Raw genomic sequence first — 15704 nt, forward strand, 5'->3', positions numbered from 1 at the left:
ACCGGCCGCACCCGAGGAGAGCCATGTCCGTCCCGCGCTGGGAGTACATCACCACCCCGCTGATGATCCACAACACCACGGCGATCCTGAACACCTGGGGATCCGAGGGCTGGGAGCTGGTCCAGATCGTGACCGGTCCCGAGGGCGGCCTCGTCGCGTACCTCAAGCGCCCCGTCGCCGAGGCCGGCGCGTGATCGCCGAGCGTCTCGCGGAGCTCGGCGTCGAGCTGCCGGCGGTCGCGGTCCCCGCCGGCGCCTACGTCCCCGCCGTCGTGCACGGCGGCCTCGTCTACACGGCCGGGCAGATCCCCTTCGTCGACGGCTCTCTGCCGCTGGTCGGCAAGGTCGGCGCCGAGGTGTCGCCCGAGCAGGCGAAGGAGCTGGCCCGCACCTGCGCCCTCAACGCGCTCGCGGCCGTCGCCGACGCGATCGGGTCGCTCGACCGGGTGACGCGGATCGTGAAGCTCACCGGCTTCGTCGCGTCCGCCTCCGGCTTCACCGGGCAGCCCGGCGTGATCAACGGCGCCTCGGAGCTGCTCGGCGACGTGTTCGGCGAGCCCGGCCGTCACGCGCGATCGGCCGTCGGGGTGGCGGAGCTGCCCCTCGGCGCTCCCGTCGAGGTCGAGCTGATCGTCGCCTTCGACTGACGCACCGCCCCCTCCTGCCCACGCGGCGGGAGGGGGCGTGCGGTGCCCGGTCAGTCCGCGGCGATCGCGGAGGAGATCACCGCCATCACCTGCGTGTCCGCGAGCGTCGTCGTGTCGCCCACGGCGCGTCCCTCCGCAACGTCGCGCAGCAGCCGGCGCATGATCTTCCCCGAGCGGGTCTTGGGCAGCTCCTGCACCACGAAGATCCGCTTCGGGCGGGCGATCGCGCCGATGTGCTCGGCGACGTGCGCCTTCAGGGTGGCCTCGAGCTCGTCGTGTCCGTGGGCCAGCGCCTCGGCCTGGCTCGCCTTCGCGATCACGAACGCGACCACGGCCTGGCCGGTGGTCTCGTCCGCGGCTCCCACGACGGCCGCCTCGGCGACGACCGGGTGGGAGACGAGGGCCGACTCGATCTCGGCGGTCGAGAGGCGGTGGCCGGAGACGTTCATCACGTCGTCCACGCGCCCCAGGAGCCAGAGGTCGCCGTCCTGGTCGCGACGCGCTCCGTCACCCGCGAAGTAGCGGTCGCCGAACTTCGACCAGTAGGTCTCGACGTAGCGCTCCGGGTCGCCCCAGATGCCGCGCAGCATCGCCGGCCAGGGCTCGGTGATCACGAGCAGTCCGCCCTCGTCGGCGCCGACCGGCGTCCCGGCGTCGTCGACCACGTCGATCGAGATCCCCGGCAGAGCGACCTGCGCGGACCCGGGCTTGAGAGTCGTCACCCCGGGCAGGGGGGACACCATCATCGCGCCGGTCTCGGTCTGCCACCACGTGTCGACGATGGGGGTGCGGCCGCCGCCGATGACGTCGCGGTACCAGACCCACGCCTCCGGGTTGATCGGCTCGCCGACCGATCCGAGCAGGCGCAGGCTCGAGAGGTCGAAGCGCTGCGGGATCTGCCGGCCGAGCTTCATGAAGGAGCGGATCGCCGTGGGAGCCGCGTAGAGGATCGTCACGCCGTGCTTCTCGACGATCTCCCACCAGCGGCCGGGATGCGGGCTGTCGGGAGTGCCCTCGTACATCACCTGGGTGGCGCCGTTGGCGAGCGGGCCGTAGACGACGTAGCTGTGCCCGGTGATCCAGCCCACGTCCGCGGTCGACCAGTAGACGTCCGACTCGGGGTGCAGGTCGAAGACCGCGCGGTGCGTGAAGGCGACCTGGGTGAGGTACCCGCCGCTGGTGTGCAGGATGCCCTTGGGCTTCCCGGTCGTGCCGCTCGTGTAGAGGATGAAGAGGGGCTGCTCGGCGGGGAACGGCTTGGCGACGTGGTCGGCGTCGACCGTCACGATCTCCTCGTGCCACCAGAGGTCGCGCCCCTCGTGCCAGGCGACCTCGTTGCCTCCGCGGCGCACGACCAGGACGTGCTGGACGCTGGACTCGCCGCCGAGGGCGAGCGCGGCGTCGACCGCCGGCTTCAGGGGCGAGACGGCGCCCTTGCGCCAGCCGCCGTCGGCGGTGATGACGAGTGTCGCCTCCGCGTCGTCGATGCGCGCGCGCAGGCTCTCGGCGCTGAAGCCGCCGAAGACGACGGAGTGGACCGCCCCCAGCCGGGCGACGGCCAGCATCGCGATGACCGCCTCCGGGATCATGGGCAGGTAGATCGCGACGCGGTCGCCGGCGCGGACGCCGAGGCTCGTGAGCAGGTTCGCGGCGCGCTTCACCTCGGCGGTGAGCTCGGCGTAGGTGATCGAGCGGGAGTCGCCGGGCTCGCCCTCCCAGTGCAGGGCGACGCGGTCGCCGTGGCCGGCCAGGACGTGGCGGTCGAGGCAGTTGTAGGCCACGTTCAGCTCACCGTCGTCGAACCACTTCGCGAACGGGGGCTCGCTCCAGTCGAGGGTGCGCGTGAACGGCCGGTGCCAGTGCAGGAGCTCGCGGCTCCGGTCGGCCCAGAAGGCGAGGCGGTCGGCCGCGGCCTCGTCGTAGAGCGCGGCGGTCGCGACCGCTCCGGCGGCGAGATCGGCCGGCGGCGGGAACCGGCGGGTCTCGTGGAGGAGGTTGTCGATGGCGTTCCGGTCGGCGGCCGGGGCGTCGGGGGGAGTGGACATCTGCGATTCGCTCCTTCGCGAGTGAGACGTTCGCCGGCCCGCGCGGTCGGCGTCGCACCACCGTAGCGCCCGCCTCCAGCGCGGATCGCCGAGCGCCGCAAGCTGGGTGCGGGGCGGGTGTCGGATAAGAGTCCGCAGAGAACAGGATCCGGGCTTGGCGAATCGCGATCCGTCCCCTACAGTTGCATACGGCCGAATGAACTTCGGCCCAGCGGCGCAAGTGATTCCCCCCAATCCAGCGCCGCCGAGGCGGCACCTGTTCCCCCCAATGGGTGCCGCCCCCTTCTTCCCGCCGGATCCGGCGGAGGGACGCCCCCGCTCGAGTCCTGCTCGCGGGGGCGTTTCCGCGTTGCCGGGACGTCTCGTCGTCGACTGGGCTTCTCTGCGCCGTGGGGCCCCTCCTCGGAGCGGCTCCCTGCCGAGAGCCCCGGGCCGCCCCTGCGCGCGCGTCCGGCCCGGGTCGTTCCTCCACAGGCGCCGACGCGGGCGTCTCTCCTCCGACCGGGCAGGGAGCGCCCGGCGCGCGGAACGGGCTCCTAGCGTGCCGGGATGACCCGCGACTTCGTCCCCCTCGTCCCCGCCGAGCACCGCCGCGACCCGCTGCCGGTGCGGCCCGCCGCCGCCGGTCTCGGGCTGCTCGCGCCGCACGCCGCGGATCCCGCGGTGACCGACCTCTTCGTGAACGGCGGCGCGGGCCTCTGGATCGACCGGGGCGGTGGTGCGGAGCGGGTTCCGGAGTGGACGCTCGACGCCGCCGGAGCACGGCGGCTGGCCGTCGCGCTGGTCGCGGCCGGTGGACGGCACGTCGACGAGGCGAGCCCGTGCGTGGACGTCAGGCTCCGCCACGGGGTCCGCGTGCACGTCGTGCTGCCGCCGGTGGCGACCGGGGGAGCGCTCGTGTCGGTGCGGGTGCCGCGGTCGGACTCCTGGACGCTCGGGGAGCTGCAGGCGGCCGGGATGCTGGACGACGACGGAGTGCGGCTTCTGCGCCGGGCGGTCCGCGAGCGGTGGAACCTGCTGATCACGGGAGCCGGTGGATCAGGCAAGACCACCCTGCTCGGCGCCCTGCTCGGGTGCGCGGCGCCGACCGAGCGGATCGTGGCCATCGAGGACGTCGGCGAGCTCCGGCCGGCGCACCCGCACGTCGTCTCGCTCGAGGCGCGGCAGCCCAACCTCGAGGGCGCCGGTGCCGTGGGCCTGGACCGGCTCGTGCGGGAGGCGCTGCGGATGCGTCCGGACCGCCTGGTCCTCGGCGAGTGCCGCGGCGTCGAGCTGCGCGAGCTGCTGTCCGCGCTGAACACCGGGCACGACGGCGGTGCGGGGACCCTCCACGCGAACTCCCTCGAGGACGTGCCCGCGCGTCTCGAGGCGCTCGGGGTCCTCGCGGGACTCGGGCCCGAGGCGATCGCCCGCCAGACGGTCAGCGCGATCGACCTGGTGCTCCACCTCGAGCGCCGCGACGGGCGGCGGCGGCTGGCGGCATTCGGGACGTTCGCGCTCGACGCGGCCGGCCGCCTGAGGGTCGAGGACGGGTCGCTCCCGAGCGCCTCGAGGTCGAGCGCGTGACGGGCCGCGACGGGCTGGACGAGGTCGCGGCCGTCGTGCACCGACTGGCCGTCCTCCTCGCGGCGGGAGTGGCTCCCGCGTCGGCCCTCGGGCATCTCGCGGGGGCGGAGGGGGCGGACAGCGGGGACGCGCGGCGGCGGCGACTGCTCCGGGCGGTGTCGGAGGAGGCCGGCCGCGGGGGCGACGTGACGGAGGCGCTGCTGCGCGGGACGCCGGTTTCGCGGCGGAGCGGCTCGGAGCGGAAGCGGCCGCGACGGCGAGCGCCGGACACCGGTGAGGCGACCGCGTGGGCAGCGCTGGCCGCCGCGTGGCGGGTGGCCGCCGACTCCGGCGCGCCGGTCGCCGCCGCTCTCGGCGAGCTGGCGGAGTCCCTGCGCGAGCTGGCGCGCGCCCGCCGGGACATCGAGGTGGCTCTGGCCGGTCCCTCCGCCACCGGGAGGGTCGTGAGCGCGCTGCCGCTGGCGGCGCTGGGTCTGGGGGCACTGCTGGGCTTCGACGTGGTCGGCGTGCTCCTCGGGACGGTGCCCGGTGCGGTCTGCCTGGTCGGGGGAGCCGGGTTGATGGCGGCCGCGCACGCGTGGGCGCGGCGCCTCGTCCGAAGCGCGGCCCCGGCCGATCCGGCGCCCGGGCTCGCGCTCGACCTCCTCTCGGTGGCGCTGGCCGGTGGCGGCTCGATCGAGTCGTCGCGCGCCCGGGTCGTGGCGGCGCTCGCCGAGTGCGGGCTCGACTCGGGCGAGCGCGTGCTCTCCGACGCGGACCCGGTGCTCGCCCTCTCCGCGGCGGCGGGTGTGCCGGCCGGACGCCTGCTCCGGAGCGAGGCGGCTCTGGTCCGGGCACGGGCGTCCTCCGGGGCGCGGGAGCGAGCCGCTCGGCTCGGCGTGACCCTGATGCTGCCGCTCGGGATCTGCGTGCTGCCGGCGTTCCTGCTGCTCGGAGTGGCTCCGATGGTCGTCTCGGTGCTGCTCTCGACGTTCTCGGTGGCGGCGTGACGCGGTCGACCGCTCCTCCACAGGGGCGGGATCGGGAGGCGTCTCCACGGATCGGCCGGAGGGTCGATCGGTGGGATCGGGAGTCAGCGATCCTCGGAGGAGGGGCACGGAGCGGGGCGGAACGGAGCAGGACGGATGAGAAGTGACACGGCGATCAGCGGCGGGGGAGGCTCCCGGAGTCGAGGACTCGGTAGGAGCAGGGATGCGGGAAGTGGTGTGCCCGGAACGAGCCGGGGCTCGAGGAGCGGCGGAGGTGCGGCGTCCGGCGGAGGAACGGGCATCGACGTCTCCGCGGGGCGCGTCGAGTGGCGCCGACCCGGGTGGGGAGGTCTCGGCGCTCTGGGCGACGAGGAGGGGTCGGCGACGGCGGAGTACGCGATCGCGACGATGGCCGCAGTCGGTTTCGCCGGGCTGCTGGTGGTCATCCTCAAGGGCGACGAGGTGCGGAGCATCCTGACCGACCTGGTGACCCGCGCGCTCACCGCGGCGGGATGAGAGGCCTTCCGCTGCTGCGCGGGCGGCTCGTCCAGGAGGAGGGCTCGGCCACTGCCGAGCTCGCGCTCGTGCTCCCGGCGGTGGTCGCGGTGCTGGCGCTGTGCCTGGGGTCGGTAGCGGCCTCGGCGCAGTACGTCCGGCTCGTCGACGCGGCCGCCGACGCGGCCCGGTCCGCGGCCCGGGGCGACGACCCCCGCGCGCCGCTCGCCCGGGTGACGGGGGCGTCGCTCACGGCGGGGGAGCAGGACGGACTGGTCTGCGTCGACGTCGCGGCCCGGCTGCGCCCGCTCCCGGCGGTCTCGCTCCCGGTCTCGGTCCGGTCCTGCGCGCTGGGCGGGGGCGGATGATCCGCCGGCTCCCCGGGGCTGTCCGCGACCGGGAGGAGGGATCGGCCGCGGTCGTGGCGATCGGAGTCGTCGCGGGCACGATCCTGGTGACGGCCGCCGTCCTCGCCGGCTGCGCAGGAGTCGTCGGGCACCAGCGAGCGGTCGCCGCCGCGGACGCCTCGTCCCTGGCAGCGGCCGACGTCGCCTCCGGCCTGCTGGCCGGGGATCCGTGCGGACGTGCCGCCGCCGTAGCCCGCGCGAACGGCGCCGAGCTCGTCCTCTGCGACGTCGACGGCGGCGTCGCGAGAACGGAGGCGGCCGTCACCGCGGGTCCGCTCTCCCTCACGGCGCGGTCGAGGGCCGGCCCGCCGCCCTGAGGGCGGGGGCAGCAGCGGGCGTCGTCCGGACCGAGGTCCGGACGACGCCGCGGGAGCGCGTCAGTCGGAGGAGAGTCGCTGGTACCGGTACGCGGCGGCGGTCGGCAGGGCGCCCGCGCCCTCGTCGTGCTCGAGGCCGCCGGCGAGGAGGTAGATGTAGCGGGAGCCCGCCCTCGCCCCGGGGATCTCGAGGCGTGCGGCGGGGGCCTGATCGTCGCCGTATCCCCGGCGGAGGGTCTTGCCCTCCAGCGGTCCGTCGAGGAGCTTGGCCGTGTAGGCGGAGGTCGTGGTGGTGTGCGTCGTTGCCATGCCTCATCATGCGCCGATCGGCGCCGCGCGTCACCCCCGTCGACGGCAGGCCGGGCAGGCGGCTCCGAGGCCGTGTCCAGCGTCCTCCCGAGGTCCCCGTGTCCTCGGGAGGGGGCAGCACGTCCGGGGTCAGTGTGTATGGTGTGCCTGTCGGGCGCCCCCGCCGATGGGGACGCGTCGCCGTTCCCCGCACCACGTCGCCGCGCACCGTCTCCCCGCAGCAGGGGACGTCGGACCACTGGTCGTCCGACCCGACAGCACCAATCGAGGAGAACTGTGTCCGGCACGAAGAAGCTGGTGATCGTCGAGTCGCCGGCGAAAGCCAAGACCATCGCCCAGTACCTGGGCGACGGCTACGAGGTGCTCGCCTCCGTCGGGCACATCCGCGATCTCATCGAGCCGAAGAACCTCCCCCCGGAGCTGAAGAAGGGCCCGCTGGGCAAGTTCTCCGTCGACGTCGACAACGGCTTCGAGCCCTATTACGTCGTGTCCGACCAGAAGAAGAAGACGGTCGCCGACCTCAAGCGCGCGCTGAAGAACGCCGACGAGCTCTACCTCGCCACTGATGAGGACCGCGAGGGCGAGGCCATCGCGTGGCACCTCCTCGAGGAGCTCAAGCCCAAGGTCCCCGTGCACCGCATGGTCTTCCACGAGATCACGAAGGACGCGATCCAGAAGGCGCGCGACAACACCCGGGACATCGACACCTCCCTGGTCGACGCCCAGGAGACCCGCCGCATCCTCGACCGCCTCTACGGCTACGAGATCTCGCCCGTGCTGTGGCGCAAGGTCGGCCCCGGGCTCTCGGCCGGCCGGGTGCAGTCGGCCGCGACCCGCCTGGTGGTCGACCGCGAGCGGGAGCGCCTGGCGTTCGTGTCGGCGAGCTACTGGGACCTCGCCACCGTGCTGGCGCCCGAGTCGGACGCCGCGGCGGGCTTCGACGCCCGCCTGGCCCGGCTCGACGGCAAGCGGATCGGAAGCGGCCGCGACTTCGACGACCGCGGTCAGCTGAAGGGCGACGTCACCGTCCTCGACGAGTCCACCGCCGGTGCCCTCGCCGAGGCGCTGCGCGACCCCGCCACCACGGTCCGGGTCTCGAACCTCGAGTCCAAGCCGTACTCGCGCCGCCCCGCCGCCCCGTTCACCACGTCCACGCTCCAGCAGGAGGCGGCGCGCAAGCTCCGCTTCTCGGCGCGCCAGACGATGAGCGTCGCGCAGTCGCTCTACGAGAACGGCTTCATCACCTACATGAGGACCGACTCGCCCGGGCTCTCGCAGCAGGCGCTGAACGCCGCACGCACTCAGGCCGCGTCCCTCTACGGAGCCGAGACCGTCCCGGACAAGCCCCGGCTGTACTCCGGCAAGAACAAGAACGCGCAGGAGGCGCACGAGGCCATCCGGCCAGCGGGCGAGACCTTCCGCACCCCGGACCAGCTCTCGGGCACCCTCCGCGGCAACGACCTCCGCCTCTACGAGCTCATCTGGAAGCGCACCGTCGCCTCGCAGATGGCCGACGCCAAGGGCTCGACCGCCACCGTGACGCTGCTCGCCGAGCCGGCCGGCGACGTCGCGAAGACCGCCGAGTTCACCGCCTCCGGAACCGTCATCACCTTCCGCGGATTCCTCCTCGCCTACGAGGAGGGGCGCGACGAGGAGCGTCACGGCGCCCGCGACGAGAAGGACGCCAAGCTGCCGGTGCTCGAGGTCGGCCAGAGCCTGGTCGTCGCCGAGGTCGAGGCCAAGGGCCACGAGACCTCGCCGCCCCCGCGCTACACGGAGGCGAGCCTGGTCAAGGCGCTCGAGGAGCTCGGCATCGGCCGGCCCTCCACCTACGCGTCGATCATCTCCACCATCGTCGACCGCGGCTACGTCACTCCGCGCGGCACCGCCCTCGTGCCCAACTGGATCGCCTTCTCGGTGGTCCGGCTGCTCGAGGACTTCTTCTCCGACCTGGTGGAGTACGACTTCACCGCCGAGATGGAGGGCGACCTCGACCGCATCGCCGGCGGCGAGGAGGACCGCGTCGCCTGGCTCAACCGCTTCTACTTCGGCGGAGGCACGCACCCCGGGCTCCGACACGTCGTGGACAACCTCGGCGAGATCGATGCGAAGAGCATCAACTCCGTCCGGATCACCGACGACATCACCCTGCGCATCGGCAAGTACGGCCCCTACCTCGAGGTGGCCCAGGAGGAGGGGCAGGAGACGCCGCGTCGCGTCAACCTGCCGCTCGAGCTGGCTCCCGACGAGCTCACGCCCGCCAAGGCGCAGGAGCTCGTCGACGCCCCGGTGCAGACCGACCGCGTGCTGGGAAGCAACCCCGACTCGGGCAAGACCGTCGTCGTCAAGGACGGGCGCTTCGGCCCCTACGTGACCGAGGTCGATCCGGAGCCGGAGACCGCGGCGGATCCCGCCACCGGGGAGGTCGTCGAGCCCGTGCCCGCGAAGCGCGGCGCGAAGAAGCCCGCTGTCGTGAAGCCGCGCACCTCCTCCCTCTTCAAGTCCATGGACGTCGCGTCGATCGACCTGGCGACGGCGCTGCGCCTGCTCGACCTGCCGCGCACGGTCGGTGACGACCCCGAGAGCGGCGAGCCGATCACGGCTCAGAACGGCCGGTACGGCCCGTACATCAAGAAGGGCACCGACAGCCGGTCGCTCACCAGCGAGGACCAGATCTTCGAGGTCGACCTGCCGACGGCGCTCGAGATCTTCGCCCAGCCGAAGTACGGGGCGCGACGCGCGTCGAGCGCGCTGAAGGAGTTCGAGGCGGACCCCGTCAGCGGCAAGCCGATCCGGATCCGCGACGGACGCTTCGGCGCCTACGTGACCGACGGCGAGACCAACGTCACGATCTCCAAGGGCCTGACGATCGAGGAGATCGACTTCGAGCAGGCGGTCCAGATGCTCGCCGACAAGCGCGCGAAGGGCCCGGCCAAGAAGGCTCCGGCCAAGCGCGCGCCGGCCAGGAAGCCCGCGGCGAAGACGACCGCGGCCAAGACGACGGCGGCCAAGACGACGGCGGCGAAGACGACGGCGGCGAAGACCGCGGCCGCGAAGACCACCACGGCTGAGACCACCGCGGCCAAGACGACCGCGGCGAAGACGACCGCGGCCGCCAAGAAGACGACCGCAGCGAAGAAGCCCGCCGCGCCCCGCGCCACCGCCGCGAGCCGCGCGGCCGCGGCGGCCGCCGCCGAGACGTCGGACGCGACGGAGTCGTGACCGGGCTGTTCGTCACCCTCGAGGGCGGGGACGGCGCGGGCAAGACCACGCAGGCCCGGCTGCTCGAGGAGTGGCTGGGCACGCGGGGCGAGACCGTCGTCCGCACCCGCGAGCCCGGAGGAACCGAGGTGGGCCTGCAGATCCGCGAGATCGTTCTGCACCACCGCGGCGAGATCGATCCGCGGGCCGAGGCCCTGCTCTACGCGGCGGACCGCGCTCAGCACATCGGGACGCTCGTGCGACCGGCGCTCGAGCGCGGCGAGGTCGTCGTGCAGGACCGCTACATCGACTCCTCCGTCGCCTACCAGGGAGCCGGGCGGGTCCTCGACGCCGTCGAGGTCCGGCGGCTCTCGGAGTGGGCCACCCACGACCTGAGGCCCGACCTCACCGTCCTGCTCGACCTCGACCCCGCCGTCGCGCGGGGCCGGCTCGACGCGGCCCGCACGCGCTTCGACCGGCTGGAGGCCGAGAAGGCGGAGTTCCACGGGCGCGTGCGCGAGGCGTTCCTGGCGATCGCCGAGACGGACGCCGAGCGCTTCCTCGTCGTGGACGCCGGTCTCCCCGTCGAGGAGATCGCGGCCGCGGTGCGGGAGCGGGTCGCCGCGCTCCTCGACGGCGCGTCGGCTGTCGGTGCTCGCGGTTAGCCTGGTGGCATGACCGTCTGGAGCCAGCTCGTCGGGCAGGAGCACGCCATCGGCGCCCTGCAGGACGCCTCGACGCCCCGGGACGACCGTGGCCGGGAGTCGTCGTCGATGACGCACTCCTGGCTCATCACCGGCCCTCCCGGGTCCGGCCGCTCGAACCTCGCCTACGCGTTCGCCTCCGCACTGCTCTGCCGCCACGGCGGCTGCGGGGAGTGCCCCGACTGCCGCCAGGTCGCCGCCCGCTCCCATCCCGACCTCGCCGTGCTGACGACCGAGCGCGTGATCATCTCGATCGACGAGGTGCGGCGGCTGGTCAGCAGCTCGCAGTACTCGCCCTCGGTGTCGCGCTACCGCGTCATGGTCATCGAGGACGCCGACCGGATGAGCGAGCGCACGTCCAACGTGCTGCTGAAGGCGCTCGAGGAGCCGCCGGAGCGCACGGTCTGGATCCTGTGCGCCCCGAGCGAGGCCGATCTGCTCCCCACCATCCGCTCCCGCGTCCGCTCCGTGCGGCTCCGCGTGCCGAGCGTCGAGGACGTCGCCGGTCTCCTCGAGCGCCGCGACGGGGTCGACCCCGAGACCGCCGAGCGCGCCGCCCGCCAGGCTCAGAGCCACATCGGGATGGCGCACCGCCTGGCGACCGACGCGAACGCGCGCGAGCGCCGCGAGGAGACGCTCCGCATCGCCCTGCGACTCCGCGGCGTCTCGGACGCGGTGCTCGGCGCTGCGCGGATGATCGAGGTCGCGACCGAGGACGCCAAGGCGATCACCCTCGAGCGCGACGAGGCCGAGCGGCAGCAGGCGCTGCGCTCGCTCGGCGTCGAGCCCGGAGGCACCGTGCCCGCGCAGCTCCGCTCGCAGCTGCGGGCGCTCGAGGAGGATCAGAAGCGACGCGCGACGCGGAGCCTCCGCGACGGCCTCGACCGGATCCTCGTCGACCTGCTCTCCCTCTACCGCGACGTGGTGCGCCTCCAGCTCGGAGCGCCCGGCGGCGTCATCAACGAGGAGGTCCGGACCGAGATGACCGCGCTCGCCGACGCGACTCCGCCCGACCGCACGCTCGCCGTCCTCGACGCGATCGCGACCGCCCGGCAGCGGATCGACGCGAACGTCTCCCCGGTCCTCGCTCTCGAGGCGCTGCTCGTCGTCGCGGCGCGCCGCCCGGTGGCCGCGTGAGGCGGGGGCGCCGGTCGGCCGCCGTCGTCGCGCTCGCCGCGGCCGCGTCCCTCCTGACCGGCTGCTTCGCGCCCGGCCCGAGCGTCGACCGGACCTCCACCCCCTATCCGCAGACCGTCGACGACTCCCTGGAGCGCTACTACTCGCAGGTGCTGGTCTGGGACGACTGCGGCGACGGCGCTCTCTGCACCGACGCGACAGTCCCGCTCGACTGGGACGACCCCTCGGGGGAGACGGCGTCGATCGCCCTGGTGCGCCGACCCGCGACGAAGGGACCGGCGATCGGCTCCCTGCTCGTGAACCCGGGCGGACCGGGAGCGTCGGGCGTCGACTTCATCCGCGACAGCGCCGACTACGCGGTCGACTCCGCGCTCGCCGCCCGGTACGACGTCGTCGGCTTCGATCCGCGCGGAGTGGGCGCCTCCACCGCGGTCTCCTGCCTCGACGCCGCGGGCCTCGACTCCTACCTCTACGACATCACGCCCGGGGAGCGGGGCAGCGACGAGTGGATCCAGGCGCAGCGCACGACCGCTGCCGCGTTCGCCGCCGCCTGCCAGGAGCGCAGCGGGCCGCTGCTGCCCGAGGTCGGCACCCCTAGCGCCGCCCGTGATCTCGACGTGCTGCGCGCGGCACTCGGCGACGAGACGCTGCACTACCTCGGCTACTCCTACGGCACGTTCCTCGGAGCGACCTACGCCGGGCTGTTCCCGGACCGGGTCGGCCGCCTCGTCCTCGACGGCGCGATCGATCCGGCGGCCACCTCGTTCGACGTGGTGCGCGAGCAGGCGAAGGGGTTCGAGAGCGCACTGCGCGCCTACCTCGCCGACTGCCTCCGCTCGGACGACTGCCCGTTCACCGGCACCGTCGACGCGGGGATGGCCCAGCTGAAGCGCATGCTCGAGGACGTGGACGCCTCGCCGATCCGGGCCGCCGATGGCCGTGAGCTCGGCGCGAGCACGCTGTTCACCGCGATCGTCTACCCGCTTTACGACGCCACGGCGTGGGGAGCGCTGAGCGAGATGCTGGCCGGCGTCCGCCGGGGCGACGCCGCGGTCGCGTTCCAGTACGCGGACGCCTACAACGGGCGCGACGCGGACGGCCGGTACGCGGACAACACCACCGAGGCGTTCCTCGCGATCAACTGCGTCGACTACTCCTACGACGCCGACACCGTCTCGATGCGCGCCGACGAGGCCGCTCTCGAGCAGGCCGCGCCGACGATCGGCCGCTACATGGCCTACGGCGACATCCTCTGCAGCGAGTGGCCGGCGGCGTTCGAGGGCTCCCGCGAGCCGATCACCGCGGAGGGCTCGGCGCCCATCCTGGTCGTGGGCACCACGAACGATCCCGCGACGCCCTACGTGTGGGCGCAGGCGCTCGCGGGCGAGCTCTCCGCCGGTCACCTGGTCACCTACGACGGCGAGGGCCACACGGCCTACAACAAGTCGACGTCCTGCGTGAACGACGCGGTCGACGCGTACCTGCTCGAGGGGACCGTCCCGGAGGTGGACCCGAAGTGCTGACCGAGCAGGAGCGGTCCCGCGAGCAGCAGCCCGGGCTTCGCGAGCGCAAGCGCCTGGCCACGCGGCGGGCGATCGAGATCGCCGTCCTCCGCCTCGCTAGCGAGCGCGGGCCGGAGCGCGTGACCATCGACGACGTCTCGCGCGCCGCCGACGTCTCCACGCGCACCTTCTTCAACTACTTCGCCTCGAAGGAGGACGCGCTGGTCGGCGGGCTCCCGGTCATCGCCGACGAGACGGCGGCGGCGTTCGTCGCGGGCCGGGGCGCCGTGCTCGAGGACCTGCAGCGGGTCTTCGTCGCCGCGATGGAGGAGCCGCTCGAGGAGGACCGGGAGCTGCACGTCCTCCGCCGCGCGCTCTTCCGCGAGCACCCGCATCTGGTCGGTCTGAAGATCGCGGGCATGCGCGAGTTCGAGCTCGCGGTCGAGGGGCTCGTCGCCGAGCGTCTCGGCCAGGAGGACGACGACGCGGAGCGGGTGCGCAGCCGGGCGCGGATGCTGACGCTCCTCGGGCTCGCCGCCGTCCGCCACGCCTGGGCGGCCTGGGTCGATCACGACGGCCGGGAGGCCCTGCCCGGACGCATCGCCCGCTCCTTCGAGGAGCTCCGCGGCGCGCTCGCCTGAGCCGAGCGCGGCGGTCGCCGCCGCCGTCGCGGAGCCTCTGCTCGACCGCGCCGTCCTGATTCACGCCCGGGGGCGCGAGCAGGCTATGCTGTGTAATCGTGTCCGGGGCTCAGGCCCCGCGTGCACGCCGCCTTAGCTCAGTCGGCAGAGCGTCTCACTCGTAATGAGAAGGTCGTGGGTTCGATTCCCACAGGCGGCTCCCTCTCCCGTCATCCGCGACGTGCCGGCCGGATCCGCGAGTTCCCGGCCTCATCCTCGACGTCCAGGTCGCGTCGAACTCGTGTCGCTACCCTGTTGCGGATGACCGACACGCCTCCTCCCCGCCGTCGCCGCACTCTCGTGGTCGCCGCGGTGCTCGTGGCCGCCGTGCTCGGTGGCGGCGCCTTCGGCGTGGGGACGGCCCTCGGCAGCGCCGCGGAGCCCGGGGCGCTGCCCGTCGTCTCGACCCCGACCGCCACCGCGACTCCCGCACCGACGCCGACGGCCACGGCGCGGCCCACCGCCGAAGCGGCGGCCGAGGCGCTCCGCACCTGCTCGGTGGCGGGGCTCGCTACCGACCCGCGCCTGGGCTCGATGCAGGCGCGTGTGGTCGACGCCGCGACGGGCGAGGTCCTGTTCGACCGCGGGGGCGGGACCGCGTCCCGCACCGCCTCCGCCCTCAAGATCCTCACGGCCGCGTCGGCGCTCGCGGTCCTCGGCCCGGACACGCGCATCGCCACCACCGTGGTCCGCGGGAGCGAGCCCGGAAGCGTCGTCCTCGTCGGCGGGGGAGACCTCACCCTGACCCGGCTCCCGACCGGCCGGGAGTCGACCTACGCCGGAGCGGCCCACCTCGACGACCTCGCGGCGCAGGTCGAGAGCGCCTGGGAGGCGGACCCGTCCACCGCCGGGACGCCGATCACGTCGCTGGTGCTCGACTCCTCCCTCTACTCGGGCGAGACCTGGCAGCCGAGCTGGAACCGCAAGGAGCAGGTCGACGGCTACATGCCCGAGATCACGGCGCTCCAGGTGGACGGCGATCGCGTGGACCCCACGGCCTCGACCTCCGAGCGCGGCACGGATCCGGTCGGCCGGGCCGGAGAGGCGTTCGCCGACGAGCTGGACGGCTCGCCCGTGGTCTCCACCGGGACCGCTCCCGCTGGCGCCGCGGTTCTCGGCACGGTGGAGTCGGCCCCGGTCGGCACGCTCGTGCAGCAGATGCTGCTCGTCTCCGACAATGCGATCGCCGAGATGCTCGCGCGGCTCGTCGCGATCCGCACCGGCGCGGGCAGCGACTTCGCTGCCGAGCAGGCCGGTGTGCTGCAGGGGCTCGCCGGTTACGGCGTCGACACGTCCGGGATCGCGATCGTCGACGGCTCCGGCCTGAGCGACGACAACGCGGTCGCGCCGGCGTACTTCACCGAGCTGCTCCGGAAGGTGCAGGCCCGCGAGGGGCAGCTGGGGATCCTCCTGGACGGCCTGCCGGTGTCGGGCCGGACGGGCTCGCTCTCCTACTCCGACCGCTTCGCCGGCGACAACGCCGCGGCAGACGGCGCGGTGCGGGCGAAGACGGGCTGGATAGACACCGGCTACACCCTGGCCGGCGTGGTCACCGCGGCGGACGGCACCGAGCTGACCTTCGCGGTCTACGCTCTCGGCGACGTCTCCGACTCGGCGAAGACCGCGATCGACACTCTCGTGACGGGTGTGTACCGTTGCGGATCCTCGCTCTCCGATTCCTGACGCGGGCGGGTCGACCTCCTGCTCCTCCTCGCTACCTCCTCCCG

15 protein-coding genes and 1 tRNA gene are annotated in these 15704 nt (G+C 73.8%); 14 read left to right on the forward strand and 2 right to left on the reverse strand.

What is annotated here, in order from left to right:
• Positions 1 to 23 precede the first annotated feature (23 nt).
• Positions 24 to 194 carry a hypothetical protein gene (locus tag C5C99_RS17095; protein WP_164861113.1) on the forward strand — a complete coding sequence of 57 codons (171 nt, stop codon included), beginning with the start codon at positions 24 to 26 and terminating at the stop codon, positions 192 to 194.
• Complete coding sequence (locus C5C99_RS06830) at positions 191 to 646, forward strand: RidA family protein (protein ID WP_219813612.1); 456 nt, start codon at positions 191 to 193, stop codon at positions 644 to 646. Before C5C99_RS17095 ends, C5C99_RS06830 begins: the two co-directional genes overlap by 4 nt.
• Before the next feature lie 50 nt (positions 647 to 696).
• Here the strand turns inward: C5C99_RS06830 and acs are convergent, their stop codons facing one another.
• Positions 697 to 2691 carry an acetate--CoA ligase gene (acs, locus tag C5C99_RS06835; protein WP_104262897.1) on the reverse strand — a complete coding sequence of 665 codons (1995 nt, stop codon included), beginning with the start codon at positions 2689 to 2691 and terminating at the stop codon, positions 697 to 699.
• Between the two features lie 549 nt (positions 2692 to 3240).
• On the opposite strand from acs, the gene C5C99_RS06840 reads away from it, so the two are divergent.
• From C5C99_RS06840 to C5C99_RS06860, 5 genes are all read left to right on the forward strand, one after another.
• On the forward strand, positions 3241 to 4257 hold the full coding sequence (locus C5C99_RS06840; protein ID WP_104262896.1) for a TadA family conjugal transfer-associated ATPase: 1017 nt from the start codon (positions 3241 to 3243) through the stop codon (positions 4255 to 4257).
• On the forward strand, positions 4254 to 5246 hold the full coding sequence (locus C5C99_RS06845) for a type II secretion system F family protein (protein ID WP_104338307.1): 993 nt from the start codon (positions 4254 to 4256) through the stop codon (positions 5244 to 5246). The genes C5C99_RS06840 and C5C99_RS06845 overlap by 4 nt, the downstream gene beginning before the upstream one ends.
• Before the next feature lie 216 nt (positions 5247 to 5462).
• On the forward strand, positions 5463 to 5741 hold the full coding sequence (locus C5C99_RS06850; protein ID WP_244229600.1) for a DUF4244 domain-containing protein: 279 nt from the start codon (positions 5463 to 5465) through the stop codon (positions 5739 to 5741).
• On the forward strand, positions 5738 to 6088 hold the full coding sequence (locus C5C99_RS06855) for a TadE family type IV pilus minor pilin (RefSeq protein WP_104222193.1): 351 nt from the start codon (positions 5738 to 5740) through the stop codon (positions 6086 to 6088). The genes C5C99_RS06850 and C5C99_RS06855 overlap by 4 nt, the downstream gene beginning before the upstream one ends.
• On the forward strand, positions 6085 to 6444 hold the full coding sequence (locus C5C99_RS06860; protein WP_104272867.1) for an Rv3654c family TadE-like protein: 360 nt from the start codon (positions 6085 to 6087) through the stop codon (positions 6442 to 6444). The genes C5C99_RS06855 and C5C99_RS06860 overlap by 4 nt, the downstream gene beginning before the upstream one ends.
• A 60-nt stretch (positions 6445 to 6504) precedes the next feature.
• Here the strand turns inward: C5C99_RS06860 and C5C99_RS06865 are convergent, their stop codons facing one another.
• Positions 6505 to 6753 (reverse strand): hypothetical protein, encoded by a 249-nt coding sequence (locus C5C99_RS06865; protein ID WP_104222197.1) that lies wholly within the window; start codon positions 6751 to 6753, stop codon positions 6505 to 6507.
• Between the two features lie 276 nt (positions 6754 to 7029).
• On the opposite strand from C5C99_RS06865, the gene topA reads away from it, so the two are divergent.
• The 7 genes from topA (at position 7030) to dacB (ending at position 15660) form a co-directional block, all read left to right on the forward strand.
• The gene (gene topA, locus C5C99_RS06870; protein ID WP_104247326.1) at positions 7030 to 9975 is read left to right on the forward strand and encodes a type I DNA topoisomerase; all 2946 of its coding nucleotides are present in this window, start codon (positions 7030 to 7032) and stop codon (positions 9973 to 9975) included.
• A complete protein-coding gene (tmk, locus tag C5C99_RS06875) occupies positions 9972 to 10619 on the forward strand; it encodes a dTMP kinase (protein WP_104247327.1) in 648 nt (215 codons plus the stop codon). The genes topA and tmk overlap by 4 nt, the downstream gene beginning before the upstream one ends.
• A 9-nt stretch (positions 10620 to 10628) precedes the next feature.
• A complete protein-coding gene (locus C5C99_RS06880; protein WP_104222203.1) occupies positions 10629 to 11795 on the forward strand; it encodes a DNA polymerase III subunit delta' in 1167 nt (388 codons plus the stop codon).
• Positions 11792 to 13318: an alpha/beta hydrolase gene (locus tag C5C99_RS06885; RefSeq protein ID WP_104339828.1), complete on the forward strand. Its 1527-nt coding sequence runs from the start codon at positions 11792 to 11794 to the stop codon at positions 13316 to 13318. The genes C5C99_RS06880 and C5C99_RS06885 overlap by 4 nt, the downstream gene beginning before the upstream one ends.
• Entirely contained in the window at positions 13312 to 13938 is a 627-nt protein-coding gene (locus C5C99_RS17100; RefSeq protein WP_181027157.1) for a TetR/AcrR family transcriptional regulator, read from the forward strand. Before C5C99_RS06885 ends, C5C99_RS17100 begins: the two co-directional genes overlap by 7 nt.
• Positions 13939 to 14064: 126 nt before the next feature.
• Positions 14065 to 14137, forward strand: a tRNA-Thr gene (locus C5C99_RS06895).
• A gap of 101 nt (positions 14138 to 14238) precedes the next feature.
• A complete protein-coding gene (gene dacB, locus C5C99_RS06900; RefSeq protein WP_104339829.1) occupies positions 14239 to 15660 on the forward strand; it encodes a D-alanyl-D-alanine carboxypeptidase/D-alanyl-D-alanine-endopeptidase in 1422 nt (473 codons plus the stop codon).
• Positions 15661 to 15704: the final 44 nt, after the last annotated feature.

Source organism: Rathayibacter sp. AY1C4 (assembly GCF_002932195.1).
In the GTDB taxonomy this organism is placed as follows: domain Bacteria; phylum Actinomycetota; class Actinomycetes; order Actinomycetales; family Microbacteriaceae; genus Rathayibacter.

Coding starts and splice junctions, on each gene's coding strand:
- C5C99_RS17095 (WP_164861113.1), top strand. CDS start 24: ATGTCCGTCCCGCGCTGGGAGTACATCACCACCCCGCTGATGATCCAC.
- acs (WP_104262897.1), bottom strand. CDS start 2,691: ATGTCCACTCCCCCCGACGCCCCGGCCGCCGACCGGAACGCCATCGAC.
- C5C99_RS06840 (WP_104262896.1), top strand. CDS start 3,241: ATGACCCGCGACTTCGTCCCCCTCGTCCCCGCCGAGCACCGCCGCGAC.
- C5C99_RS06855 (WP_104222193.1), top strand. CDS start 5,738: ATGAGAGGCCTTCCGCTGCTGCGCGGGCGGCTCGTCCAGGAGGAGGGC.
- C5C99_RS06860 (WP_104272867.1), top strand. CDS start 6,085: ATGATCCGCCGGCTCCCCGGGGCTGTCCGCGACCGGGAGGAGGGATCG.
- C5C99_RS06865 (WP_104222197.1), bottom strand. CDS start 6,753: ATGGCAACGACGCACACCACCACGACCTCCGCCTACACGGCCAAGCTC.
- C5C99_RS06880 (WP_104222203.1), top strand. CDS start 10,629: ATGACCGTCTGGAGCCAGCTCGTCGGGCAGGAGCACGCCATCGGCGCC.
- dacB (WP_104339829.1), top strand. CDS start 14,239: ATGACCGACACGCCTCCTCCCCGCCGTCGCCGCACTCTCGTGGTCGCC.